Annotated in this window: 24 protein-coding genes; 11 read left to right on the top strand and 13 right to left on the bottom strand. The window is 71.1% G+C overall.

What is annotated here, in order from left to right:
• Positions 1-337: 337 nt before the first annotated feature.
• Both lexA and VH914_15690 read left to right on the top strand, forming a co-directional pair.
• Positions 338-976: a transcriptional repressor LexA gene (gene lexA / locus VH914_15685; protein HEX4492649.1), complete on the top strand. Its 639-nt coding sequence runs from the start codon at positions 338-340 to the stop codon at positions 974-976.
• 67 nt (positions 977-1043) lie between these two features.
• A complete protein-coding gene (locus tag VH914_15690; protein ID HEX4492650.1) occupies positions 1044-1400 on the top strand; it encodes a hypothetical protein in 357 nt (118 codons plus the stop codon).
• Position 1401: 1 nt separating this feature from the next.
• Here the strand turns inward: VH914_15690 and VH914_15695 are convergent, their stop codons facing one another.
• From VH914_15695 to VH914_15710, 4 genes are all read right to left on the bottom strand, one after another.
• Positions 1402-2634, bottom strand: a complete 1233-nt coding sequence (locus VH914_15695; protein ID HEX4492651.1) for a hypothetical protein — start codon at positions 2632-2634, stop codon at positions 1402-1404.
• A complete protein-coding gene (locus VH914_15700; protein ID HEX4492652.1) occupies positions 2631-3179 on the bottom strand; it encodes a SigE family RNA polymerase sigma factor in 549 nt (182 codons plus the stop codon). Before VH914_15700 ends, VH914_15695 begins: the two co-directional genes overlap by 4 nt.
• 61 nt (positions 3180-3240) lie before the next feature.
• Complete coding sequence (locus tag VH914_15705; protein ID HEX4492653.1) at positions 3241-4521, bottom strand: PQQ-dependent sugar dehydrogenase; 1281 nt, start codon at positions 4519-4521, stop codon at positions 3241-3243.
• A gap of 4 nt (positions 4522-4525) precedes the next feature.
• Positions 4526-6541: an FAD-dependent oxidoreductase gene (locus VH914_15710; protein HEX4492654.1), complete on the bottom strand. Its 2016-nt coding sequence runs from the start codon at positions 6539-6541 to the stop codon at positions 4526-4528.
• A gap of 51 nt (positions 6542-6592) precedes the next feature.
• Between VH914_15710 and VH914_15715 the strand changes: the two genes are divergently transcribed.
• A complete protein-coding gene (locus VH914_15715; protein ID HEX4492655.1) occupies positions 6593-7717 on the top strand; it encodes a DinB family protein in 1125 nt (374 codons plus the stop codon).
• On the opposite strand, the gene efeO is transcribed toward VH914_15715, so the two are convergent.
• Positions 7714-8850, bottom strand: a complete 1137-nt coding sequence (efeO, locus tag VH914_15720; GenBank protein HEX4492656.1) for an iron uptake system protein EfeO — start codon at positions 8848-8850, stop codon at positions 7714-7716. The two genes, VH914_15715 and efeO, sit on opposite strands and share 4 nt — an antisense overlap.
• 143 nt (positions 8851-8993) lie before the next feature.
• Here efeO and VH914_15725 point away from each other — a divergent pair, with 143 nt between their 5' ends.
• Together VH914_15725 and VH914_15730 are read left to right on the top strand one after the other, a co-directional pair.
• Complete coding sequence (locus VH914_15725) at positions 8994-11732, top strand: alkaline phosphatase family protein (protein ID HEX4492657.1); 2739 nt, start codon at positions 8994-8996, stop codon at positions 11730-11732.
• Between the two features lie 155 nt (positions 11733-11887).
• Positions 11888-14089: a YceI family protein gene (locus tag VH914_15730; protein ID HEX4492658.1), complete on the top strand. Its 2202-nt coding sequence runs from the start codon at positions 11888-11890 to the stop codon at positions 14087-14089.
• A gap of 28 nt (positions 14090-14117) precedes the next feature.
• Here VH914_15730 and VH914_15735 read toward each other — a convergent pair whose 3' ends face one another.
• Together VH914_15735 and VH914_15740 are read right to left on the bottom strand one after the other, a co-directional pair.
• Complete coding sequence (locus VH914_15735; GenBank protein ID HEX4492659.1) at positions 14118-14807, bottom strand: YcnI family protein; 690 nt, start codon at positions 14805-14807, stop codon at positions 14118-14120.
• Between the two features lie 82 nt (positions 14808-14889).
• Positions 14890-15621 carry a zf-HC2 domain-containing protein gene (locus VH914_15740; protein HEX4492660.1) on the bottom strand — a complete coding sequence of 244 codons (732 nt, stop codon included), beginning with the start codon at positions 15619-15621 and terminating at the stop codon, positions 14890-14892.
• 90 nt (positions 15622-15711) lie between these two features.
• On the opposite strand from VH914_15740, the gene VH914_15745 reads away from it, so the two are divergent.
• The gene (locus VH914_15745) at positions 15712-16245 is read left to right on the top strand and encodes a sigma-70 family RNA polymerase sigma factor (protein HEX4492661.1); all 534 of its coding nucleotides are present in this window, start codon (positions 15712-15714) and stop codon (positions 16243-16245) included.
• A 24-nt stretch (positions 16246-16269) separates the two neighbouring features.
• Here VH914_15745 and VH914_15750 read toward each other — a convergent pair whose 3' ends face one another.
• Positions 16270-16947, bottom strand: a complete 678-nt coding sequence (locus VH914_15750; protein ID HEX4492662.1) for a dihydrofolate reductase family protein — start codon at positions 16945-16947, stop codon at positions 16270-16272.
• Between the two features lie 43 nt (positions 16948-16990).
• On the opposite strand from VH914_15750, the gene VH914_15755 reads away from it, so the two are divergent.
• Positions 16991-17626, top strand: coding sequence for a phosphoribosyltransferase family protein (locus VH914_15755; protein ID HEX4492663.1), 636 nt, complete (start codon positions 16991-16993; stop codon positions 17624-17626).
• Between the two features lie 63 nt (positions 17627-17689).
• Here the strand turns inward: VH914_15755 and VH914_15760 are convergent, their stop codons facing one another.
• Both VH914_15760 and VH914_15765 read right to left on the bottom strand, forming a co-directional pair.
• Entirely contained in the window at positions 17690-18055 is a 366-nt protein-coding gene (locus VH914_15760; GenBank protein ID HEX4492664.1) for a cupin domain-containing protein, read from the bottom strand.
• Between the two features lie 45 nt (positions 18056-18100).
• On the bottom strand, positions 18101-19249 hold the full coding sequence (locus VH914_15765) for a TRAM domain-containing protein (protein HEX4492665.1): 1149 nt from the start codon (positions 19247-19249) through the stop codon (positions 18101-18103).
• 73 nt (positions 19250-19322) lie between these two features.
• On the opposite strand from VH914_15765, the gene VH914_15770 reads away from it, so the two are divergent.
• Together VH914_15770 and pip are read left to right on the top strand one after the other, a co-directional pair.
• Positions 19323-19943 carry a VOC family protein gene (locus tag VH914_15770; protein ID HEX4492666.1) on the top strand — a complete coding sequence of 207 codons (621 nt, stop codon included), beginning with the start codon at positions 19323-19325 and terminating at the stop codon, positions 19941-19943.
• Complete coding sequence (gene pip, locus VH914_15775) at positions 19925-20887, top strand: prolyl aminopeptidase (protein ID HEX4492667.1); 963 nt, start codon at positions 19925-19927, stop codon at positions 20885-20887. The genes VH914_15770 and pip overlap by 19 nt, the downstream gene beginning before the upstream one ends.
• A 76-nt stretch (positions 20888-20963) precedes the next feature.
• Here the strand turns inward: pip and VH914_15780 are convergent, their stop codons facing one another.
• From VH914_15780 to VH914_15790, 3 genes are read right to left on the bottom strand one after another with little or no spacing between them, the layout of a single operon-like run.
• Entirely contained in the window at positions 20964-21419 is a 456-nt protein-coding gene (locus tag VH914_15780; GenBank protein HEX4492668.1) for an SRPBCC family protein, read from the bottom strand.
• A gap of 20 nt (positions 21420-21439) precedes the next feature.
• The gene (locus tag VH914_15785) at positions 21440-22195 is read right to left on the bottom strand and encodes a class I SAM-dependent methyltransferase (protein ID HEX4492669.1); all 756 of its coding nucleotides are present in this window, start codon (positions 22193-22195) and stop codon (positions 21440-21442) included.
• A gap of 17 nt (positions 22196-22212) precedes the next feature.
• Positions 22213-22683, bottom strand: coding sequence for an SRPBCC family protein (locus VH914_15790; protein ID HEX4492670.1), 471 nt, complete (start codon positions 22681-22683; stop codon positions 22213-22215).
• 39 nt (positions 22684-22722) lie between these two features.
• On the opposite strand from VH914_15790, the gene VH914_15795 reads away from it, so the two are divergent.
• Together VH914_15795 and VH914_15800 are read left to right on the top strand one after the other, a co-directional pair.
• On the top strand, positions 22723-22896 hold the full coding sequence (locus VH914_15795) for a KOW motif-containing protein (protein ID HEX4492671.1): 174 nt from the start codon (positions 22723-22725) through the stop codon (positions 22894-22896).
• 62 nt (positions 22897-22958) lie between these two features.
• Positions 22959-24431: a hypothetical protein gene (locus tag VH914_15800; GenBank protein ID HEX4492672.1), complete on the top strand. Its 1473-nt coding sequence runs from the start codon at positions 22959-22961 to the stop codon at positions 24429-24431.
• Positions 24432-24468 lie beyond the last annotated feature (37 nt).

Genomic DNA, 24468 nt, shown 5'->3' on the forward strand with positions numbered 1-24468 from the left:
CCAGTAGGTGGCGGCGGGTCGGTGGCTTCGGCGGGTGGCGGGCGGTCGACGCCGCAGGGACGCAGCGGGGCCGGGAAGGACACCCGCACCACGCCTCGACGTCTCGACCGGATACATGACGGCAACCATCTGGACACTCCTCGTCTCGTTCGCCGGAGCGAGGTGGGCTCCGGACTCCCCGCCCCGCAGGCTCCGGCTGGTGGCCGAGCGGGGTGGGCTCGATGCGGATCGAACCACGGGGGTGAGACAGTCATCGTTGGCGAACAGACGTTCGGTGTCAAGAGGCAAATGCGAACGGGTGTTTGCCACGAACGCGTGATCGTGTTACCTTCCGGACATGTCCCCCGAAGGTGCGCGGCTCACGGACCGACAGCGGCAGGTGCTCGAGTTCATCGACACCGAAGTACGGCGGCGGGGCTACCCGCCGAGCGTGCGTGAGATCGGCGAGGCGGTCGGTCTGTCGTCGCCCTCGACGGTGCACGCGCACCTCGCCGCCCTGCAGGACAAGGGCTACATCCACCGCGACCCGACGAAGCCGCGCGCGCTCGAGATCACGTACGAGCCGAGCAGCGGCGCGACGGTCGAGCGCCGGCCCGTCCGGCACGTCCCGCTCGTCGGCGACGTCGCCGCCGGCACCGGCGTGCTCGCGGCCGAGAACATCGAGGAGACGCTGCCCGTCCCCGAGGACCTCACCGGCGACGGCGACCTCTTCATGCTGCGCGTGCGCGGCGACTCGATGATCGAGGTCGGCATCTTCGACGGCGACTACGTCGTCGTGCGCAGCCAGCCGACGGCCGAGAACGGTGAGATCGTCGTGGCCGGCATCCCCGGCGACGAGGCGACGGTCAAGACCTTCCTGCGCCGGCGCAACAAGATCGTCCTGCGGCCCGAGAACCCGACGCTCGACGAGATGGTGTTCGACCCGAGCGAGATCTCCATCTATGGCCGCGTCGTCACCGTGCTCCGCAAACTCTGAGTTCCTCGGACGAGCGAGCGCGGCCCGACTCGGAGCAGCAAGACGGCTCGCCGTACCATTCTTCGCGGTGAGCGAAGTATCCGAGCACCAGCGGCGAACGCTCTGGCACACGGCGTGGGGTGTCGCGGTCGCAGCCTCCACGGCGTTCGCGATCGGCTACGGCGCGTCGCACTACGCCGACCCTTCGATCGGTGCCGAGCGCACGCCCGCGTGGCCGTTGTTCGTCGCGATCGCGGTGGTGCTCGGAAGCGTGTGGTTCCTGCTCGCGCCCGAGCTGCACCAGTGGCCGTTCGCGGAGCAGCCGTCCGGCACGGAGTCGCACGACGACGTCCTCACCGGCGCGCTCTCCGCCACCGGCGAGTCCGCGCCGATCGGCGGCTTCCGGATCGAATCGGCGCCCCACGAGGACGACCCGACCGGCTGACTCAGGCGCGGTGGGCCGTCCAGGTGTCACCGCCGTCGCGCGTCGTCCAGATCCGGGAGTCCCCGATCGCGACCCGCCCGGTCTGCGCGTCCTCGAACCCGAGGAACGAGACGCCGTCGTTGATCGTGAAGCCGGGCACGGTCAGCGTCTCCGCCCAGCTCGCGCCGACGTCGTGCGACACCACCACGTGGGCGTTGGCTCCGTCGGTCCCGACGACGACGATCGAGGTCGATGTCCCTGCTGCGATCGCAGCCCCGCCACCACCGGGCGCGCTGAACGGGCTGGGCAGTGAACGGCCGGGACCGAAGGTCGCGCCCGCGTCCGACGAGGCGCGGACGTACGTGCCGCCGGCCGCGTGCCGGCACAGCGCGGCGACGAACCCGCCCGGCGCGGCCGCGAGCTGCACGAGGAGATCCTGGACACCGAGCGAGCACGGGTTCGGACTCGACTGCCACGTCGCACCACTGTCGACCGAGCGAACGAGATGCCGCTCGGTCGAGCCCATCGCCGACTGATACGTCGCGATGTACAGCCGGGGACCGTCGTAGAGCAGCTGCGCCTCCGTGCCCGGACCGATGTCGGGCGTCGTGACGCGCGCCCAGAGCGACGTGCCGACGACCGAGCTCTGGAGCTCGTAGTCGCAGGGACCCGGGCAGCCGTCGCCCACACTCACCAGCCGGTACGCGCGTCCGTGCGCGACCTCGAGCGCGACGACCGGCGGCGACGACGAATGCGTCCATGTCGCGCCACCGTCGTCGGTCGTGAAGAACGAGTCGCCGAAGAGATAGCCGTGGCGCGCGTCCGCGAATCGAATGTGTGTGACCGAGGCGGGTGCGTCCGCGACCGACCGCCAGGTCAGCCCGCCGTCGATGGTCTGCAGGATCGAGGAGCGGGTCAAGGCCCAGCCGGCGTCGTCGCTGATCCACGTCGTGTCGGCGATGGCGGACCTCACGAGAATCGACGGCTCCGTCGTCGCCGTCGGGCCCGCGGACGAGCTCGACGAAGCGCCGTGCGTGGCGAACTGCACCGAGTGCGACGGCCCACGCGACAGCTCGACGCCGACACCACTCGCGCCGACCACGACCAACACGCCCGCGAGCACGGCCGCCCCGCTTCGGCGCCGCACTCGCCGCCGGTACCGTGCGCGCCCCGCCGCCGGAATGTCGGAGACCGGCTCGACCGCGTCGGCGTACTCGTGCAACCGCGCGCGCACGCGCGCGTCGTCGTCGCTCATCGTTGTGCCCCGCCCTCCATGATCGACGCGAGCCGCGCCAGCCCCTTCGCGGTCTGCGACTTCACCGTTCCGACCGCGATGCCGAGCATCGCGGCGGTCTGCGCCTCGGAGAGATCTTCGTAGTACCGCAGCACGATGCACTGGCGCTGGCCCGGCGGCAGCGAGTGCAACGCGGCCAGCAGCTCGTCGCGCTCCACGACGAGCGTGTCGAGCGCGCGCGGATCGGCGTCGAAGGTCGACTGCGTGACGAGCCGTTCGAAGCGGCGCGCGACGCTGCGCCGGCGCCACGCGTTCTTCACCGCGTTCACGACCGCTCGACGCAGGTACGCCTCGACGTTGCTCACCCGACCGCGGCGCCACTGCACGTACACGCGCACGTACGCGTCGGCGACGAGGTCCTCTGCGGAGGCCTGATCGCCGACGAGCAGCACGGCGAGTCGCAGCGCGGACCGGTAGTGGGTCTCGAACAACTCGTCGAAGGACGGCTCGGACTCGACGGGCCCGAACTCGGTCAGCTCCCCCACGGTCACCAGATTGACCGACACCGCATCCACACGCTCACCGACACCGGACCCTCGGCAAAGGTTGCCGGGACGCGCCGATCAGCTACGAGTGCGTGATGACGTGGACCTCGCCGCCGTTCGCGTAGGTCGTGTAATACAGCGCCTTCGTGCCGTTGTGGGGCGCGAAGCGCAGCGCGATCACCGAGCCCGCGCCGAGGCCTTTCACGAACGACTTGGACGTCCAGCCGCCCTTGGCATTCGGTGCGAGCAGCGCGATGCGGCCGCAGAGGTAGTCGGCGTAGAGGTAACCGCCTTTGAACCGAGCCGACCACACACCGTTCGGCACGAACGCGCCGCCCGTGATCGTGCCGCAGCCCTGGAGGTGCCGGTAGTCGAAGATGGGATTGGTCATGCCCGCGGGCGGCGGGCCGCAGTCGGTCGTCGATCCGTTCGCGCAGTGGCCCTCGCGCACGTTCCACCCGTAGTCGGCGCCCGGCACCGCGGCGTCGATCTCCTCCCACGTGGCCTGACCGACGTCGTCGACGAACAACCGCGTGCGCGCGACGTTCGGGTCGAACGCGAAGCGGAAGGGATTGCGCAACCCGCGCAGGAACGTCTCCTGGCAGACCTTCATCGGTGCGGCATCGCCGTGGTTGCAGCGCGCGGTACCTGCGCCGCGGAACGGGTTGTCGCTCGGGATGCCGCCGGTCCGCGTGATGCGCAGCACCTTGCCGCGCAGCGTGTTGCCGCGCCGCGAGGTCGCGTTGTCGCCGTCGCACCCGCTCGCGCCCGTGTAGTCGCAGCCACCGTCACCGACGCTCACGTAGAGCATGCCGTCGTGTCCGAAGCCGACGTCACCGGCCTCGTGATTCGCGTGGTACGAGATCATCCCGTCGATGAGGATCTTCTCGCTCGCGCGGTCGATCGTGTTGCCGTGCATCGTGAAGCGCGACACGCGGTCGACCGGCACGTCGGCGCTGAGCGTGCCGCACTGCGTGCCGTTGCGGAACGTGTAGTACACGTACACGAACCCGTTCGTCGCGAACGCGGGGTCGATCGCGACACCGAGCAGGCCGCGTTCCGAGAAACCGGCGCACACGATCGCCGTGAGGTTGAGCGCGGGCGTCGCGACGAGCTTGCCGTTCGCGCGCAGGACGAAGACTTTGCCCTGCTGATCGGCGACGAGCGTGCGGCCGTCGGGCATCGGCGCGAGCGCGACCGGATCCTCGACCGTGGCGACCAGCTTGTCGTGGAATCCCGCGGGCAGGCGCTCCGCCGATTGCGCGGTACCCGTCGCCACCGCGCGCCCCGAGACCGTCGTTGCCCCTGCGATCATCGCCACGATCGTGATGACGAGCGCTCGTCGCATCCGTGCCGAGCTCACGCCCTCACAGTGACATGCCGACATCGGCCGCGTCGAGAAGGGCGCCCTCGAGCATGCCCACGCGGCGGCAGTCGCCGATGACGCGATGCACGATTCCCGCGGCCGTAAGGGCGGTGGCCACGGTCTCGTCGGGGCGGCCGGGCGTCGCGACGAGGACGGAGTCGGCGGGCAGCCGCTCGGCCGAGGCGTCGCCGGCGCGCACGTAGACGGCGTCGGCTTCGATGCTCTCGACGACGCGGCCGGGCGCGAATCGCACGCCCCGTTCTTCGAGGGTGGCGACGAGCTCGAAGCGGCCCGGGAGGCCGAGCTCCGCTCCGAACACGTTGGTCGCCTCGACGATCGTGACCTCACGCCCGCGCCGCGACGCGAGGTCGGCGAGCGAGAGGCCCGCCTTGCCACCTCCGATGACGACGACGCGCCGGCCCACCAACGCGCCGTCGTCGGCGAGCCACGAGCCGAGCCCGTCGACGGTGTGCACGAACGGCAGATCGGAGCCCGGGCCCTCGAGCCCGCTCCACGCCGCGCCCGTCGCCACGACCACCTCGTCGAAGCCACCGCGCGCGACGAGCTCCGGAGTCGCGTCGACGCCGAGCGCGACGGCCGCGCCCGACCCGTCGAGCTCGTGCTGCAGCCACCCGACGAAGCGATCGATCGGGGCGTCGCACCGTCCCGCGGCGACGAGACGCCCTCCGAGACGCGTGCCCGCCTCCCACAACGTCACCGCGTGCCCGCGGCGCGCGAGCACCGCGGCCGTGTGCATGCCCGCGGGTCCACCGCCGATCACGAGCACGCGGCGCGGGTTCGTCGCGGGCTCCGGTGCGCGGTCGCCCCGTCCGGTCGCGGGGTTTGCGACACAGGCGACGCTCGTGCCGAGGAAGATGTTGCCGATGCAGCGGTACTGATAGATGCACGGCCGAACATCGTCGATGCGGTCGTCGCGCAGCTTCGCCGGCAGCTCCGGGTCGGCGAGGAGCTTGCGGCCCATCGCGACGAAGTCGGCCGCACCTTGCGCGACCGCGCGCTCGGCGTCGTCGGGCTCGATGCGACCGAACGTGATGACCGGCACGGTCACGTGGCGGCGCACCTCGGCCGCGAAGCCGACGAGCGCGTTGGGTTCGTGCGGCGTGTGCGATCGCGTGATGCCGACGGCGACGTTCCCGTTCGCGAATGCGCTGACGTGCACCGCGTCGGCGCCCGCCGCGATCGCGAGCGAGATGACTCGTAGCGCGTCGTCGAACGTCTCGCCACCCTCACGGAAGTTCTCCTGCGCGTTGATGCGGAACCAGATCGGGAAGTCGTTCCCGACGCGCGCTCGCGCCGCGCGGAGCACTTCGACGAGCAGCCGGGCGCGGTTCTCGAGCGCGCCGCCCCACTCGTCGGCGCGCTGGTTCGACGCCGGCGAGAGGAAGTCGTCGATCAAGTAGCCGTGCCCGGCGTGGATCTCGACACCGTCGAACCCGGCCCGCCGCGCGCGTTCGGTCGCGTCGGCGAACGTCTCGACGACCCACGCAAGATCCTCGGCGGTCGCGACCTGCAGCCGGAACTTCGACGTCGGCTGCGTGAACGGCGCGGTCATCGCCGCGATCTCGTCGGCGGTCACCATCTGCGAGAGCCGGTCCGGGGCGGGTCGCGCCGGTGGCGAAGCGCACAGCACGGCACGACCCTGCGCGATATCGAGCAGTGAGCGCTGGCCGTCGTGCACGAGTTGGGCGGCGATGCGCGCCCCGTGGTGGTGCACGCGATCGGTGAGCGCGCGCAGGCCGGGAAGGAACTCGTCGCTCGAGAGCGCGGTCTGCTGCGCGCCGTACGAACCGGACGGGTAGGCGACGCTCACCGAGCCGACGAGCAGGAGCCCCGCGCCGCCTCGCGCGCGGGCCTCGTAGTACGCGATCTGGCGCTCGCTCACCGAGCCGTCGGGCTCCGCGAGACAGTCGCCCATGGGGCACATCAGGATGCGGTTGCGGATCTCGAGCTTCCCGATGCGGCCCGGCGCGAGCAGGTGCGAGAAGCGGGACGACATCGCGCAGGAACCTACCGAGCGATCCGGCCGCCCGGCGATACCGTCGTGACGATGAGCCGCTGGGTCGACTGGTACCGCGCGTACGACGACGCCGACGGCCCGCTCGCACGCCGGCTCGTGATCGTGCAGCACGCGGTCGCCGGCGCGCTCACGGCGGCGGCGCCGGGTCCGATCCGCGTCATCAGCTTCTGCGCGGGCGACGGCCGCGACCTGCTCGACGTCGTCGCCGACCACCCGCGCGGTGGTGACGTCACCGGTCGCCTGGTCGAGCTCGATCCCGAGCTCGCGGCACGCGCCCGCGCCGCCGCGCCGGCGGCCATCGACGTCGTGTGCGCCGACGCGGGCTCGACGGACGCGTTCGCGGGGGCGGTACCGGCCGACCTGGTCCTCGCCTGCGGCGTGTTCGGCAACGTCACCGACGCCGACATCGTGCGCACCGTCGAGGTGCTGCCGTCGCTGTGCGCGCCCGGCGCGACCGTCATCTGGACCCGCCATCGCCGTCCGCCCGACACGACGTCGCGCATCCGCGAGACCTTCGCGACCGCCGGATTCGGCGAAACGGACTTCGTCGCGCCCGACGCCTTCCTCTTCGCGGTCGGCGTGCAGCGCCTCGCCGCGCCCCCGGCGCCGTTCGCGCCGGGCGTGCGGATGTTCGAGTTCGTCGGGTTCGACACGCTCACCGATCGGTGCCCCGAGTGCGGCTTCGTCTACGACCTCGAGCACGAGGCGATCGTGACCCGCCTCGTCTCCGACGCCGACGCGTTCACCGCACACCTCGGCGCACTCGACGACCACGCGGTGCGCCGCCGCCCCTCCGCCGACGTCTGGTCGCCGCTCGAGTACGCGTGCCACGTGCGCGACATGCTGCGCGTGCAGACCGACCGCGTCGACCTCGTCGCGCGCGAGCACGAGCCCGAGCTCGTCCCCATGGGACGCGACGAGCGCGCGGTCGACGAGCGCTACAACGACCAGGATCCGAGCACCGTGCACGCCGCGCTGCTCGAGGCTGCGCACGACCTCTCCGCGCGCCTCGACGATCTCGACGACGCGGGCTGGTCACGCGTCGCGATCTACAACTATCCGGTGCGGGCGCGGCGCACGATCGAGTGGATCGGCAACCACACCGTCCACGAGCTACAGCACCACGCACACGACATCACCGAGTCGGCGAGCTAGAGCAGCACGAGCTCCGCGACGCGTGAGAGCGGCTCGGCGACGCCGTCGGTCGCCTGCGAGATCGCGCGGGTGTCGGTCGGGGTGAGCGTGGCGTAGGACACCCATCCACTGCCCCGGCGGAACGGCGTGAGGACGTGGTCGATGTCGGTGAACCGGGCATCGATCACGTGCGGCGAGACGGCTCCGCTCGTCGGCAGCAGCGGCGCGACGGCGTCGAATGCGGCCTGCGATCCCTGCACGTTCGCGGCCACGTCGACGAGGTCGAGGTGCGAGTAGCGCTCCTCTTCGCCCGTGATCTTCGACGTCGTCACCTCGTTCAGCAGCTCCACGGCGCCGTTCGCGATCGTCGCCGGCTGCAGCGGCACCGTGCGCACGAGGTGGTCGAGCGTGGTGACGTCGGTGAGCAGCTGGCGCGCCGTCGGACCCATTGCGGTGACGTCGTTCTCGACCCAGAGCGCACGCTCGATGCGGTGGAAGCCACTCCAGTGCCCCGCGGCGACGTCGTTCTCGCGCGCGTCGATGCGCGGGTCGAGATCACCGAAGGACTCGGCGACCGGTTCGATGCGCTCGTACGGGACTCGCGCGGCCGCGTACAACGCCTTCGCCTGCGCGATGTCGCCCCGCTCGACCGCGTCGACGAACGGCGACGTGCGCGCGACGAGCGCGTCGGCCTGCGTGTCGAGATAGGTGCGGTAACGCGTGACCGCCTGCGCCGCCGCTTCGGCGCTGATCCCCGACTGCGCGTGAGAGACCTTCCCCGTGACGACGAGGGTCCCGGATCCCGACTGCGTCGCGCCGCCCTTGCAGAGCGTCGTGTAGTGCCCCGGCGCGAGCGTGATCGCGAACGTCTTCGACACGCCCGGTGCGACGAGCTCGGCCTCGGCGATGATGTTCGAGCCCTTGTGGATCTCGAACTCGTTGAACGCGGGGGCCGCCGTGTTCGCGACGATGAATTTGGTCGCGCCCGCGCGGAGCGACAGCGCCCGCGGCGAGCATCCGGTGGCGACGAGGTGCACGGTGACCGTGCGGACTCGAGGGGCCGCCGCGGGCTTCGAGCCCGCCGACGAACACCCCGCGACCAGCAGGATCGCGACCGCCGCGCCGGCTCCGGCGACCCTCGAATGTGCGCGCATCGGTTCCGTCCCGCTCCGGAGTGAGGTAAACCTTACTGAACGGCAGGGCGAAGATTCGATCACCGATCGTGGATCGGCGACCACTTCACGCGGTAGAGTCCTTCGGGCGGAGGGGCCGACGCGGGCGATGGAGGTTGGGCTCCGTGAGGGCGATTCCCGGGAACGCGGCGCGGCGCGCCGCGCTGTTGATGACACTCATCGTGATCGGCGGCGTCTTCGCGACGCTCACCGGCTCGCGCGGAGAAGCGGCGACCGGCATCACGCCGTCGCTCAAGGTGACGCCCGCGTCCGCGGGGCTCTCGAAGATCAAGCACGTCGTGATCTTCATGCAGGAGAACCACTCGTTCGACTCGTACTTCGGCACCTATCCCGGCGCCGACGGCATCCCGGTCGACGCCAACGGCAACCCGACGGTCTGCGTGAACGACCCGCAGACCGGTGAGTGCGTCTACCCGTGGCACGACACCGACGACGTGTCGAACGGTGGACCGCACGGCGAGGGTCCTGCGAACAAGGACATCGACGGCGGGAAGATGGACGGCTTCATCAAGTCCTACGAGGACGCGTTGAAGCAGTGCGAGTCGAAGCCGGGCTCACCGGATTGCGGGTTCCCGAAGCCCGAGCCCGACGTCATGTCGTACAAGACCCGCGCCGACATCCCCGAGTACTGGTCGTACGCCGACAACTACGTGTTGATGGACCACATGTTCGGCTCGGGCCGGTCGTGGTCGCTGCCCGAGCACCTGTCGCTCGTGTCGGACTGGTCGGCGCGCTGCTCCGTCCAGGGCGACCCGATGAGCTGTGAGAACGAGCTCGACGCGCCCGAGGACGCGCGCTTCGAGCCGAACCCGAACTACGCGTGGACCGACGTCACGCACCTGCTCGACCAGAGCCACGTGTCGTGGGGCTATTACGTGTTCGACGGTTCGGAGCCCGACTGCGAGGACCCCGACGACATCGGCTGCGTCCCGTTGCCGCAGTCGTACCGGACGGGTTCGATCTGGAACCCGCTGCCCTACTTCACCGACGTGGCGCAGGACGGCACGCTCGGCAACGTGCAGAGCGTCGACAACTTCGTCGCCGCCGCGCACAACGGCACGCTGCCCGCGGTGTCGTGGGTGCTGCCCACGAACTCGGTGAGCGAGCACCCGCCCGCGAAGTTGTCCGACGGCACCAAGTACATGAGCTACATGATCAACCAGCTCGAGCAGTCACCCGACTGGGACAGCTCCGCGATCTTCCTCACCTGGGACGAGTGGGGCGGCTTCTACGACCACGTGAACCCGCCGACCATCGACGGCAACGGCCTCGGCATCCGCGTGCCCAGCATCCTCATCTCGCCGTACGCGAAGCAGGGCTACATCGACCACGGCGTCCACAGCTTCGACAGCTACCAGAAGTTCATCGAGGACGTGTTCCTCGACGGTCAGCGGCTCGACCCGACGACCGACGGCCGTCCGGACCCGCGGCCGGTCGTGCGCGAGAACGCGCCACAGCTCTCCGACTTCACGAACGACTTCGACTTCACGCAGGCCCCGCGGGCGCCCGAGATCATCGGCAACACGAATCCGAACGCGGTGAACCCGCCGATCCATCCGGTCGCGGCGACCATCCATGCGTCGACGCTGCCGCAGAAACCGAAGGCGAGCGCGACGACCAAGGCGACCGCGAGCACCACCGCGGTGAACGCGCCGATCGTGCCGGCCGCGGCCGCGGCGAAGCCGCCGGACACGTCGGGCGACGCGCCCTTCACCGCGGTGCTCGACGCATCGGGAACGAGCGACAGCTCCAGCACGATCACGCGCTGGACCGTGCGCTACGGCGACGGCGCGATCAAGAAGGGCACCGGGAAACCGGGCGCGCTCACGCACGTCTACAACACGCCGGGCACGTATCACGCGAGCATCACCGTGTTCGACAAGGCGAAGACGTCGGCGGTCGCCAAGGTGGTCGTGAAGGTCACGCACGCACCGCCGCAGGTGTGGATCAGCGGGAACCAGCCGCTCGGATTCGACGGGCTCACCGAGAAGTTCGACGCGTCCGCCAGCAGCTCGGGCAACTGGACCATCGACTTCGGCGACGGGTCGCCCGCGGTCACCGGCACCGGCAAGCCACCCGCCGCGCTGTCGCACACGTTCACGACGGACGGGATCTACACGACGACGCTCACCGTCACCGACCCCGCGACACACCTGTCGAACGTCGCGCGCGCGATCAGCACCGTCTCCGCGAGTCGCGCGCCGACCGCGCAGACGAAGGCCCCCGACGTCGGGCCCGACAGCGCGAACCTCGGCGCCGACCTCTGGACCAACGGCAAGGCCACCACGTTCCACTTCGAGTGGGGCACCGACCCGAACAACCTCACGAACAGCACGCAGACGCGGAGCGCGCCGAACGGCGCGAGCAGTCCCGGTCAGAAGATCACCGGGCTCAGCGCGGGCGACCAGTACTACTTCCGCATCGTCGCGACGAACGCGGTCGGCACCACCAACGGTGTCGTCCTGCCGTTCAAGACGAACACCGGTCCGCGCGTCTTCACGATCAACACGAGCAACCTCACGCCGACCTCGGTGACGATGCACGGGCTCGTGAACACGGAGGGATCCGACACGCAGGCGTGGTTCGAGTACGGGACCAACGGCAACCTCAGCCATCAGACCGCCGCGCAGGACATCGGTTCCGTCAAGGCGAAGCTGTCCGTGACCGCCGACGTGTCGCAGCTCACGCCGGGAACCACGTACTCGTACCGGTTCGTCGCCGAGAACGGCGTCGGCCAGAGCACGTCGGATACCGAGACGTTCACGACTCCCGCGGCAAGTGGCTCGACCGCGACGGCCGACGCGGTCGCAACCGTCGCGACGCAGCACGCAACCGTCTTCTGACCAGCACGAACGCACGTCACGCCGAGGTCGCGCGCGGGCCGCACGCGACCTCGGGGCGCGAAAGCGCGTGGATAGGATGACTCGACCAGTCGACGCGTGGGTTGCGCTCATCGCCGGGGGGCGGTTTCGCTGATGACGACGATGATGGACGCGCCATGACGATCACCGGTGAGGAAGCACTCGGCACACCGCCGCCGCCGTCACGGCGCGGCCTGCTCGGCCAATGGCGCCTGCTGCTGACCGCGGCCGTCGCGGTCGTGGTCGTCGGGTTCGGCGTGCACTTCTGGCAGGAGTACCGCACGGTGACGTCGGCGAAGTACACGGACGTCAACTACACCGTGCCGACCGCGCCGCACCTCGTCGCGAACTCGGGCGAGACCGTCTACCGCATCGACCCGACGCACTCGACGCTCACCTACGGCGTCGCCGAGAAGCTCTTCGGGCACACCGCGCACACCGCGCACGGCACGACGCAGGGCATCGCCGGCGACCTCGCGGTGAACGAGTCGCACCCGTCGACGAGTCGCGTCGGAAAGATCGTCGTGAACGTCGAGCAGCTGCACTCCGACAACAACCTGCGCGACGCGCGCATCCGCGCCGCGAACCTCGACTCGCACGACTACCCGCTCGTGTCCCTTTCGGTGTCGAAGCTCTCCGGTCTCCCGGCGCGCATCGAGAACGGCCACACCTACCACTTCGCGATGAGCAGTCAGCTCACGGTGAAGGGCACGTCCGCGCCGGCGAGCTGGTCGGTCGACGCGAAGGTCGAAGGCGGCAAGGTCACCGCCACCGCGATCACGCACGTGAAGCTCACGCAGTGGGGCGTCGGACCGATCTCGATCGTCGGCCTCGTCAGCACGTCCAACGACGCGACGCTCACGATGAAGCTGACCGCGCTCGACCCGTCGAAGTTCACGATCCCGGACCACATCTCGCCGCCCGTGACCGCGTCGCACCCGAACGACAGCCCGTCGTTCAAGAACGTCGTCATGCCGATCCTGCGCGCGAACTGCGCGTCCTGCCACCAGCCGGGCCAGATCGGTGCGTCGCAGTGGACGCTCAGCAGTGCCCGCGACGCGGCCGCGGTCTCCGACGGCATCGGCGCGGTCGTCCACGCGAAGTACATGCCGCCGTGGCCGGCCTCGACGCTCGGTGTCCCACTCGCGCACTCGAAGCAGTTGAGCAGCACGCAGATCGACGAGATCGTGAAGTGGGCCGACGCCGGCGGTCCGCTCGACGTGCCCGCGTCGACGCGCATCACGCCGACGCTGAACCCGACCACCGTCCGCCCGCGCGCCGACGTGACCCTGCAGATGAACCCGGCGTACGCCGGCTCGCTCAGCAACGCGAACGACTACCGCTGCTTCGTGCTCGACCCGCACTTCACGAAGCCGACGTACGTCACCGGCTACGGGGTCACGCCCGGTCACCTCACCGAGATCCACCACGCCCAGATCTTCCACATCGACGCGGCGCAGGCCGCGCAGGGCAAGGAACGATCGGGCTCCGACGGCAAGCCGGGGTGGAGTTGCTACGGCGGTCCCGCGCTGGACTCGTTCGGCGGCAACCGCCTGTCGCGCACGGCGACGACGGCGCACTATCACCGCCACCGTGTGCCCGGCTTCACCGGCCAGCCCGGCCTGATCGCGGGCTGGGTCCCGGGTCAGGACCCGACGGTCTACCCGGACGGCTCCGGCATCCTCATGGAGCCCGGCGACGCGCTCGTGCTCCAGATCCACTACCACTACAGCGCGACGCCGATCCCCGACCGCACGACGGTCACGTTGCAGACCGCGCCCGGGACGTCGAAGGTCAAGCCGATCGACATCATCAACCCGATCGCGCCGGTGGAGATCCCGTGCATGCCCGGCGCAACCGCGCGGCTGTGCGACCGCACCAACGCGATCCAGGACGACGTGCGCCTCTACGGTCCGTCGGGCGCGGGCAACGAGGCCGGGCTGCTCGCGCTGTGCGGCACGACTCCCGAGAAGCTCGCCGCCAACTTCCACGACGGCGTCGCCTCGACGACGTGCAACTACACGGTGCCGGAGTCCGGGACCATGGTCGGCGCGCTCGGGCACATGCACACGCTGGGCAAGAGCTTCCGGCTCACGCTCGATCCGGGAACCGCGCAGCAGAAGGTGCTGCTCGACATCCCGACGTGGAACTTCGACTGGCAGATGAACTACGAGTTCCAGAAGGCGATCCACGTGACCGCGGGCCAGACGATCCAGATGACGTGCTCGTGGGATCGCGCGCTCGACCCGAACCGGCCGCAGAAGTACATCGTGTTCGCGGAGGGAACCGAGGACGAGATGTGCTTCGGGACCTACGCGATCATCCCCGACAAGTACTGATCGGCGCGCGCCGGGTGCAGCCTGCGGGTCAGGCTGCGGACTTGCGCCGTCCCATCGCGAAGCCGGCGAGCCCGACGAGCAACGCGACCACGCCGAGGATCAGGGCGACGAGACCGAGCGTCTTCGCGGAGTCGACGCTGCTCTTCGACGCCGTCTTGGTCGTGGTCGCCGCGGGGGTCGACGCCGTGTCGGAGCCTTCCGACGCGGTCAGGGTGAGCACGGGCGCCGGGTTCTCGGGCTCGGGCTGACCCTCGACCGAGCTCTCGATCCAGCGCACGACGTGACCGTCGCTGTAGGTCTGGAGCGCCTTGAACTCGATCGGACCGGTTGCGTCGGGAAGGCCGACCGACACGCTGAACTGCTGGAAGTGGTCGGGCTCGATGTTGGCGCCCGTCCAGGTGACGCTCTTCACGGCCTCGGTGACCGCACCGTCGTCGGTCTGGATCGGCTTGCTCACCTTCATCGTCTCGACCGACGACGTCCAGCCCGCGATCGGCTGCGTGAGCGCTTCCGCGATCGGGTGGTCGGTCGGGAAGAAGATCTGGATCTTCGTCGTGCTCAACGTGTCGGACTCGTCGGGCACCGTGAACGACAGCACCGCGTCGCTGCCCTTCACGGCCGTCTCCGGGCTCACCTCCACGTGCGCCCACGCGGGCGTGCCCAATCCGACGAACACCACTCCGAGCACGAGCCCGGCCACACCAACACGTCGCAGCACCACACACTCCCTCTCTGCGGCCACCCCGGCCGACAACACTCTCATAGTCGTCGCGGACCGAGCTGCGGTTCCCGACGGTCTCTCAACCGGCCCGGCGCTGCCCCTCGCCGCCGGCTCGGGCCGGCCGTTGCGGCGCGAGCCGGGCCGCGACGCCGGCCCCGGCATGCCGCCGGCGGTGACGCAGCTCGGCGCGACGGGGCACCCGCGACCGGTTCGCGGTCGTCACCGGCGACGGGGTCGCCGACGCGAGCCACGCGAGCAGCAGCCAGCCCGCCACCGCGAGCAGGTGGGGCGCCTCGTCGCCGAGGTCGGTGCGGCCGTGCGCGAGGTCGAGGGCGGCGGTGACGACGAGCAGCACCGCGGCCGCCCCCACGAGCGCGTGCATGCCGCGCGCCCGCTCGGGCTTCCAGGCCGCGAGCACGAACCCGACGGCGAGCGCCATCGCGAACGCGCCCATCTCGTGGGCGACGTGCTCGGGCGAGCCGTGGTCACGCCCGGCGACGAGCAGCGGGAGCGCGACGACGGCCTGCGCGCTACCCACGAGCACGAGTCCGAGCCGGGCCCAGGTGAACGGCGTCGGCCGGCGCGGCGGACGGCTGTGCGCGAGCACGCCCGCGACGAGCGCGTCGGGTCGGAGCGCGGGCGGCCGGGCGAGGCCGAGGCGGGTGGTGCGCGTCACCTCGTGCGCGCGCTCCTGCCAGAGCCGGCACTCGGCGCACCCGTCGAGGTGCTCCGCGAGCGCGGCCGGGGCCACGCCTTCGACCTCGCCGTCGAGGCGGGCCGAGATCGCTTCGCGCACCTGCTCGCACCGCACGATCACATAGTCGACGGCGACGGCCGCGAAGTTCCCGGACGCCCGGCGGCGCCGTGCACGGGCGCGGTGATCCGCTTAGGTTTCCCGTCCGTGGACGAGCTGACCGAGCTGGCACTCGCGGCGCGCCGAGCCGTCCCGGGCGCGCTCGAAGAGTTCATCCGCGGGAGCTACGAGCCCGTGTGGCACCTCTGCCAGTCGCTCGTCGACCGCCAGAGCGCCGACGACCTGACGCAGGAGACGTTCGTGCGCGCCGTGCGGGCCGTGCGGCGCTTCCGCGGCGACGCCTCGGGGCGCACGTGGGTCCTCGCGATCGCGCGTCACACCTGCCTCGACGAGCTGCGCGCCCGCACGCGGTCGCGCCGGCGGACCGCGATCGCGCTCGCCGGCACCACGCCGGCCGCGCCCCCCGACCCCGCCGAGGAGGTCGGTGCACGCGACCTGCTCGCGCAGCTCGACGTCGACCGCCGCGCCGCGTTCACGCTCACGCAGCTGCTCGGGCTCAGCTACGCCGAGGCGGCCGACGTGTGCGGGTGCCCGATCGGAACGATCCGGTCGCGCGTCGCCCGCGCGCGCGACGAGCTCATCGAGCTGCTCGGCGGCGCGCTCCCGCTCGCCGAGGGCTGATCCGTCAGTCAGCCACTCGGTCGGTCAGTCGGCGCGGCGCGCGTAGCGCAGGAAGAGGAAGTCGTCGTCGTCGGCGAACGCGTGGCGGAGGAGCCACGGCGTCGGATCGGCGTCGGCACCGTGCACGACGCGCGCGACGTCGCCCGCGATCACGCGCGGCGAGACCGTGAGGAAGAGCTCGTCGAGGAGCCCGAGGGTCGCAAGCCGGCCCGCGATCGTCGGGCCACCTTCGGCCATCACGACCTTGCCCGCGAGGTGATCGACGAGCGCGCGCAGGTCGACGTCGAGACCGGTGCCGAGTTCCAGTACGTCGACGTCGGCGGAGGGCGCATCCGCGTCGGGCGGGAGCACGAGCGTTGCGCGCCCAGATGCGAACAACTCCGGATTACCCGACACGTCGGGCCGCGACGCGATCACGTACAGGTGGAGCGCGTCCGAGCTCGGCGCGCCGTAGTGCTCACTGATGACGGTGCGCATCCCGACGATCACTGCGTCGGCGGCGGCGCGCAACGCGCCGAACACCGCGTGATCGGTGTCGTTGCCGAGACCGCCCGAACGGCCCGCGAGCGCGCTCCCACCGTCGGCCGACTCGATCATGTTCAGGCGCACGAGCGCGGCCGTCGGCCGCGGTTCGGGCACCGCAACGTGCTGCGCGACGAGCGCATCGAGGCTTGCGGAATCGTCCCGTTGGAGCACACGCACGGTGATCGCCTCCCGAGCGGCGCACGCTACCGTGCCGATCACCATGCCGTTCACGGACCGCGCCGACGCAGGGCGGCAGCTCGCCGTCCGGCTCGACGCGTGGCGCGGCGACGGCGCCGTCGTCCTCGGACTGCCGCGCGGCGGGGTGCCCGTCGCGTTCGAGGTCGCGCAGGCGCTCGACGCGCCGCTCGACGTGATCGTCGTCCGCAAGCTCGGCGTGCCGTCGCAACCCGAGCTCGCGATGGGCGCGATCGGCGAGAACGGTGTGCGCATCGTGAACGAAGCCGTGCGGGCGGCCGCGCGCGTCGACGATGCTGCGTTCGCGAAGGTCGAAGCGCACGAGCGCGCCGAGCTCGAACGGCGCGCGAGCCTGCTCCGGCGCGACCGCGAACGGGTTGCGCTCGCCGGGCGCGACGTGATCATCGTCGACGACGGCATCGCGACGGGTTCGACCGCGCGGGCTGCGTGTCTCGTCGCGCGAGCGCAGGACGCGTCGCGCGTGGTGCTCGCGGCGCCGGTCGCGTCGCCGCGCGCGGTCGAGGAGCTCCGCGATGTCGCGGACGACGTCGTCTGCGTCGAGACGCCCGAGAGTTTCTTCGCGATCGGCGAGCGCTACCAGGACTTCGCGCCGACGACCGACGACGAGGTCGTCCGTCTGCTCGTCGCCACCCGTCGCTGACCTGGGTTTTCGCGGATCTGATCGCTGCCGCCGGTCTCGGGACGAGACGGGCGACCAGCCCGCTCACTTGAAGATCACGTACACCTTGCGCAGCGTCTCGTGGACATCCCAGGTGCCGGCCCAGCCCTTCGGGAAGACGACCGTCGAACCCGGACCGACCTCGGTGACGGTGCCGTCGTCCTCGGTGCAGGTCATGCGCCCCGACAGCACGTGGATGAACTCGCCTTCGTCGGGCATGTCCCAGCGGCTGTTCCCGGGCCCGCACTCCCAGGTGCCGGTCGAGATCGAGCCGTCGTCGGTGGCGTAGAGCTCGAGCCCGAACGTCGCCATCGGCCCGCCGAGGGGCGTCGCCAACGGCGGTTCGAGCGTTCCCCAGTCGTCGAGGTCACCGGTCGGGGCGTCGACGACGTTGAAGTTCGGAGTGGGCACGGCGTGCTCCTTTTCGAGGATCGGGCGACGCGCTGCAGCGTACGTTCAGCGGTCGTAGACGGTGACGACCTCGACGTGCGGCGTGTGCGGGAAGAGGTCGACGGGCGTCACCGACGTGAGGCGGTAGCCGGCGTCGCGCAGGAGACCCGCATCGCGACCGAGGTTCGCGGCGTCGCAGCTCACGAGGACGATCCGTTGCGGTGCGCTCGTAGCGATCGTGGCGACGCCGGCCCGGCCGAGACCGGTGCGGCTCGGATCGGCGACGACGAGGTCGGCCGCCGTCAGCGTCGCGGTCGTGACGTCGGCCCGGGCGACGTGCACGCCGAGCTTGCGGAGGTTCGCGCGGGCGTCGGCGTGCGCGGCGCGACCGCCTTCGAGCGCGGTGACGGACCAGCCCCGCTCGGCGAGGACACCCGCGAAGATGCCGACACCGCTGTACAGATCCAGCGCCGTCGTGGGGCTCGCCATCTCGCCGGCCGCGTCGGCGACGAGTGCCGCGAGCGCGTCGACGCCGTCGGGCCGGCTCTGGAAGAACGACGCCGCCGAGACGCGCCACGACCGCCCGGCCGCGTGCTCGTGGACGTGGTCGTCGCGCACGTCGTCGGGCACCTCGCGGCCGGCGCGGCGCGGCGTCGTGACCGCGAGCCGCTCGCCCGTGCGTGCGCCGCAACGCAGCACGACCTCTTCGGCACCGGGGAAGCGCCCGTCGATCAACAGCTCCGCGAGGCGCGGGTGCGCGACGAGACACGCGTCGACCGCGAGCGAATCGTGCGAATGCGCGCGGCGGAACCCGGCGCGTCCGTGCACGACCGCGGCGCGCACGGTTGTACGGAAGGTCCACGGTTCGAGTGCGACCGTCTCGCGCAGCGCGGGTGGATCGACGCGACCGAGCCGCACGAGCGCCTCGCGCACGATGCCGGCCTTGAAGCCGCGCTGCGCGTCGAGGTCGATGTGCTGCCATCCGCACGCGCCGCACCCGCGCGCGACCTCGGGACACGGCGGGAGCACGCGCTCGGGCGATGCCTCGAGCACCTCGACGACGCGCGCCTTCGCGTGTCGCGAGTGATCGTCGGTGAGCTCGACGAGCACGCGTTCACGCGGGAGCGCGCCGTCGACGAACACGACCCGTCCATCGCCGTCCCTCGCGATCGCGTCGCCGCCCGCGACCATCGCGGTGGGTACGAGCTCGAGCACGTCAGCCGCCGACCCGGGTGGCGATTGCGGTCAGCACCGCCTGAGCGTACCGGCCGCGGCCAGAATGGCGGCCGTGCCGATCGGCCAGGTGATCCTCGGGACGCGCGATCTCGACGCGGCCGCCGCGAAGCTGCGAGCCGACGGTCTCGCCGTGCTCGACGGCGGCGTGCACCCCGGCCTCGGGACCGCGAATCGCATCGTGCCGCTCGGCGACTCGTACCTCGAAGTGCTCGGCGTGATCGACGAGGCCGAGGCACGCGCGCAGGAGTACGGACGTGCCCTGCTGCGGGAGACGGAGGCCGGCGACCGATTCGTGCGCTGGTCGATCCGCACCGAGCAGATCGACGTCGACGCCGCGCGACTCGGCTTGGTGCCCGAACGTCGTTCGCGCCGCCGGCCCGACGGCTCGCTGCTCTCGTGGCAGGCAGCCGGTCTCGAGGGCGCGCTCGCGGAGCCCTGGCTGCCGTTCTTCATGCAGTGGGATCGGACCGACGACTTTCCCGGCGCGGCACCGGTCGCGCATCCGGTCGGACCGTGCTCGCTTGCGTGGATCGAGGTGTCGACGCCGGACCCGGCGCGACTCGAGGGCTTCGTAGGCGACCACGACGTCGGCGTGCGGATCGTCGGCGGCGAGCCCGGCATCCACGCGGCCGCGATCGCGATCGCCACGGGTGAATGGGTGCTGCGACCGTGACCGCGGGCGAGGCACCGGAGTCGGGCCGGCTCGACGTGGGCGACGGTCACCGCGTCTTCTGGGAGGTGCACGGCAATCCGGCGGGCAAGCCCGCGCTGCTCCTCCACGGCGGACCCGGATCGGGGAGCTCGCCGGCCGTGCGCCTCCTGTTCGATCCGAAGCGCTACCGCATCGTGCAGTTCGACCAGCGCAACTGCGGTCGCAGCACACCGCACGCGAGCGAGCCCGGCGTCGACCTGTCGACGAACACGACCCAACATCTCGTCGCCGACTGCGAACGGTTACGCGAGCACCTCGGCATCGACCGGTGGCTCGTGTGGGGCATCTCCTGGGGCACATCGCTCGCGCTCGCGTACGCGCAGGCGCACCCCGAAACGGTCAGCGAGATGATCCTCGTGAGCGCGGGTGCGACGAGCCACCGCGCGGTCGAGTGGATCACGCGCGACATGGGCCGCGTGTTCCCGCGCGAGTGGGAGCGCTTCCGCGACGCGGTGCCCGACGCGGAGCGCGACGGCAACCTCGCCGCCGCGTACTCTCGGCTGTTGCACTCCCCCGACGCGCAGGAGCGGGACGCCGCCGCGCGCGCGTGGTGCGAATGGGAGGACACGCACATCGCGACGTACGCGGGGTACCAGCACGACCCGCGCTACGACGACGCGCGCTTCCGGCTCTGCTTCGCGCGGCTCGTCACGCACTACTGGAAGCACGCGCACTTCCTCGACGACGATCAGCTGCTGCGGAACGCGGCGCGCCTCGCAGGCATCCCGGCGGTGATCGTGCACGGTCGGCTCGACATCAGCAGCCCACCCGACTTCGCGTGGCAGCTCAGCCAACGGTGCCCCGACATCGAGCTCGTGCTCGTCGAGAACGCGGGCCACGGCGCCGCCGCGACCGCACAGGTCGAGGCAATCCTCGCGGCGACCAGGAGATTCGTCAGTACGTGAACGGCTGGGTCGCATTGCGGCCCGGGCGCCTCGGGGACTGAGGCGTCAGGAGTGGCGAGCGCAGCGGGTGCGACCATCAGGACCGCTCCACCTCGGCCTTGACCCGTTCCAACGTCGTCTGCATGTCGTTGCGGTTGGTACGGCCGCGCGCCCAGCCGAGCAGCACCCAGTAGAGGCGCAGCGGAAACTTGTCGGCGAGCTCGAACGACTCGGTCACGTCGGCGCCATCGCCCGCCGGATCGAGTCGGTAGCGCCACACGTTCAGCGGCTTGTCGGACGAGCCGACGCCGAACGCGAACTCGCGTCCGGGCACGGACGCGACGACCGTGCACGTCGTCCAGTAAGTGGGACCGATGCCGTTGCGCTTCACGTGACCGCGGAAGCGCGCGCCAACACTCGGTCCCGTCGCGCCGTCGAGCCATTCGGCTTCGAACGTCTCGGGGCTGTACTTGCCAATGCGCGTCACGTCGCTCACGAGCTCCCAGATCCGCTCGGGCGTCGCGCGCATGTGGACCGTCACTGCTCCGTGCACGGCGGCAGCCTACGGAACCGTCAGCCGCGGCGCACCGCGCGCCAGCATGTACAGCGCATCGGCAGGTCGACGCGGTCACGTTCGGCGAACGACGGATGGTCGCGCACCGCGTCGGCGAAGAGCGTGTGGATCCGTTCCTGTTCGGCTTCGGGCAAGACGATGAACCCGCTGTAGGTGCGGAACAGGCCGACGAGCTCCTCGGCGGTGACGGGGACGGTCCACTCGAGGTACTGACGTTCCGCCGGCGCGAACGGCGCGGACTCGGGGATGCGCAGCTCGTGATGATGCCGCTGCGGATGCGATTCCTCCTCGCGTTCGCGCCACGCGCGCGCCGGTCCCGAGAGCACGTCGGCGAGCCAGCCGCGCGTGCGGTCGGGGCCGCCCCACATCAGACCGAGCACGCCGCCGGGCCGCAACACGCGCGCGACCTCGGCGACCGCGCGTGGCTCGTCGACCCAGTGCCACATCGACGAGCCCATCACCGCGTCCACCGCGCCGGCGCGCAACGGAAGTTGCTCGGCGCGCGCCGTGCACACGGTCGCGGCGGGAACGTTCTCCGACAGCACGGTGCTCATGCGCCGGTCGGGTTCCACGGCGACGACACGCGTCACGCGCTCGACGAGCAGGCGCGACAGTGCGCCGGTGCCCGCGCCGATGTCGACCACGAGGTCCCGGCCGCGCGCGCCGTCGAGGATCCACTCGACACCTGCCGCGGGCGGACCCGGGCGGTAGCGGTCGTAGTCGGCGGCGATCGCACCGAACGACGTCGCGCGCACGGACCGGTCGGTCGTGGTCAGCTCCCGTTCGCGACGGTGCGGGCGAGGATGCCGAGGGTTGCGCGCAGCGCGCCTTCGGAGATCACCGGGAAGATGTTGGCCTCGCGCCACACGGGATCGATCGACGACCAGTCGTAATACGACGTCACGAGGGTGCCGCCCTCGGCCGGCTCGAGGCGATAGCCGTAGACGTGACCGATCTGCGGGCGGATCTCACCGAGGACGCTCCACGCGATCTCGCGATCGCGCTCGAACCGCTCGATCGAGATCGTGACGTCGTACCGACCGAGCGGATAGTCGTTCAGCGACTCCCGATCCATGTGCACGACGAAGGTGTCGCCGACCTTCGACACGGGCTCCCCCGTCGCACTCTGGAGCATCCCGGAGCTGTCGATCGTCACGTGACCATTCGGGTCGGAGAGGACCGCGAAGATCGCAGCGGGCTCGGCTTCGATGAGACGGGGAACCTCGATGCGCTCGTCGGGCATTGGCCCATCCTGACACCGATCGCGCGATGCTTTCCGCCCATGACGCACTTCAAGGTCGGCGACAAGGTCATCATCACCGAGGGCGACTTCAAGGGCGATCGGGGGGCCATCACCGACAAGCACGTCATCGGCGACGGCCTCACGGTCGCGCTCGAGAAGCACGGTCGCGAGATCAAGACGCACGAGGCGCACGTCAACAAGATCGACGACTGACCCGGCGCGGACCCGACGGCGCGGACCTGACAGCGCGGACCCGACGACGCGGACCTGACGACGTGCGAAAGGCGGACCGCGGCGACGACCTCGAGGTGCTCGACGTCGCCGGCGAATCGGAACCCGCCGGCGCCACGCCAGCTCCCTCGATCGACGGCCGGCGATGGTTCGCCGTCGCGTGCGGTGCGCTCGCGGTCGTCGCGGTCGCGATCGTCGTCGTCGTGCACGGTCACCACGACGGCCGCGCGCGAACGGCTGCTCGCCCACCGGTCGAACCCACGACGGCGAGCCGCCAGTTGAACTTCGGCACGATCGAGACCGCGGCCGGCGACGCCGCGATGGTGTGCGGAGAAGAAGCGATGCCCGCGTGCGGCGTCGGCACCGACCTCGAGTTCCCCTACTGCTCCGCCTCCGTGAACGCGTTCCTCCGCGACGCGCGCCTCGAACCGGAGAGCACGTTCGGACGGCTCGGGCAACCGCCGCCGTCCGGGACGCGCTGGACCGCCGGCTGCGGGCGCGACTTCCGCTTCGACCCGCACCCGTCGTTCGCGCCGGTCGTCTCGGGCTGCTGCTCGTCGCCGCTCACCGTGAGGCCTCCGGCAGGTTGGAGCTTCGGCTTCACGTTCGCCGCGTTCGGCTCGTTATGGGTCGAGACCGGCCGCACGCAGTGCGCCGTCGGCTGTGTCGCGCACTGGTGGCGCGTCGATCCCGAGTCGGGTTTCGCGAGCCTGGCCCCGACGATCGCGGGCTCCCATGTTCACGCGCTCACCGTCGGGGCGGGCGCGATCTGGACCCTGAACGCGCGCCTCGACGACACGCCGCTGACGGTGACACGTACCGATCCGATCACCGGCCACGCGGATCGACCGATCGCGATCGCAGGCACCGGCATCGAAGGCGACACGAACCCGCGCGTCCAACTCGCGTTCGGTGCCGGCAGCCTCTGGGTCTACGACGGCGGGAACACCGCGATCCGCATCGACCCGAGCTTGCGTCGGGTCGTCGCGCGCATCCGGATCCCCCGCCCCGCCAACGGCATGGTCGTCGACGCGGCCGGTGTCTGGCTCATCGACTACGGCAACGGAGGCCTCGAACGCATCGATCCGCGCACGAACCGCGCCGCGATCGTCGTGAACACCTGCTGCTTCGCGCAGTCGATCGCAGCCGACGGGCACCACGTGTGGTTCACGCTCGCAACCGAGCACGGTCGCATCACGGTCATGCGCGTCGAAGAGCACGCGCCGTTCAGCGCGGTCGACACGCACATCGACACCGCCGACGTCACCTCGGCCGGCGGCACCGTCTGGTACCTCGGCACCGGGTCCGAGCAACGCAAGCCGTGCACCTACGGCGAGCCCGGCGCGGTCGGAACGATCGGTGCGACCGACCTGCGCGCGCACCCGGTCGGGAACGTCCACCTCGTGAGCCGCAGCTGCGCGAGCCGCGACACCGAAGGCGGCATCGTCGCGGTCGGCGACTCCGCCTGGGTGGTCGACGACATCGGTCAGACGCTCACCCGGGTCACCGCCGGCTGAGGCGCTTCGACCCCGCGGCGCGCCGTTTGCGCCCGCG

It is taken from the genome of Acidimicrobiia bacterium (assembly GCA_036271555.1).
Taxonomy (GTDB): Bacteria; Actinomycetota; Acidimicrobiia; order IMCC26256; family PALSA-610; genus DATBAK01.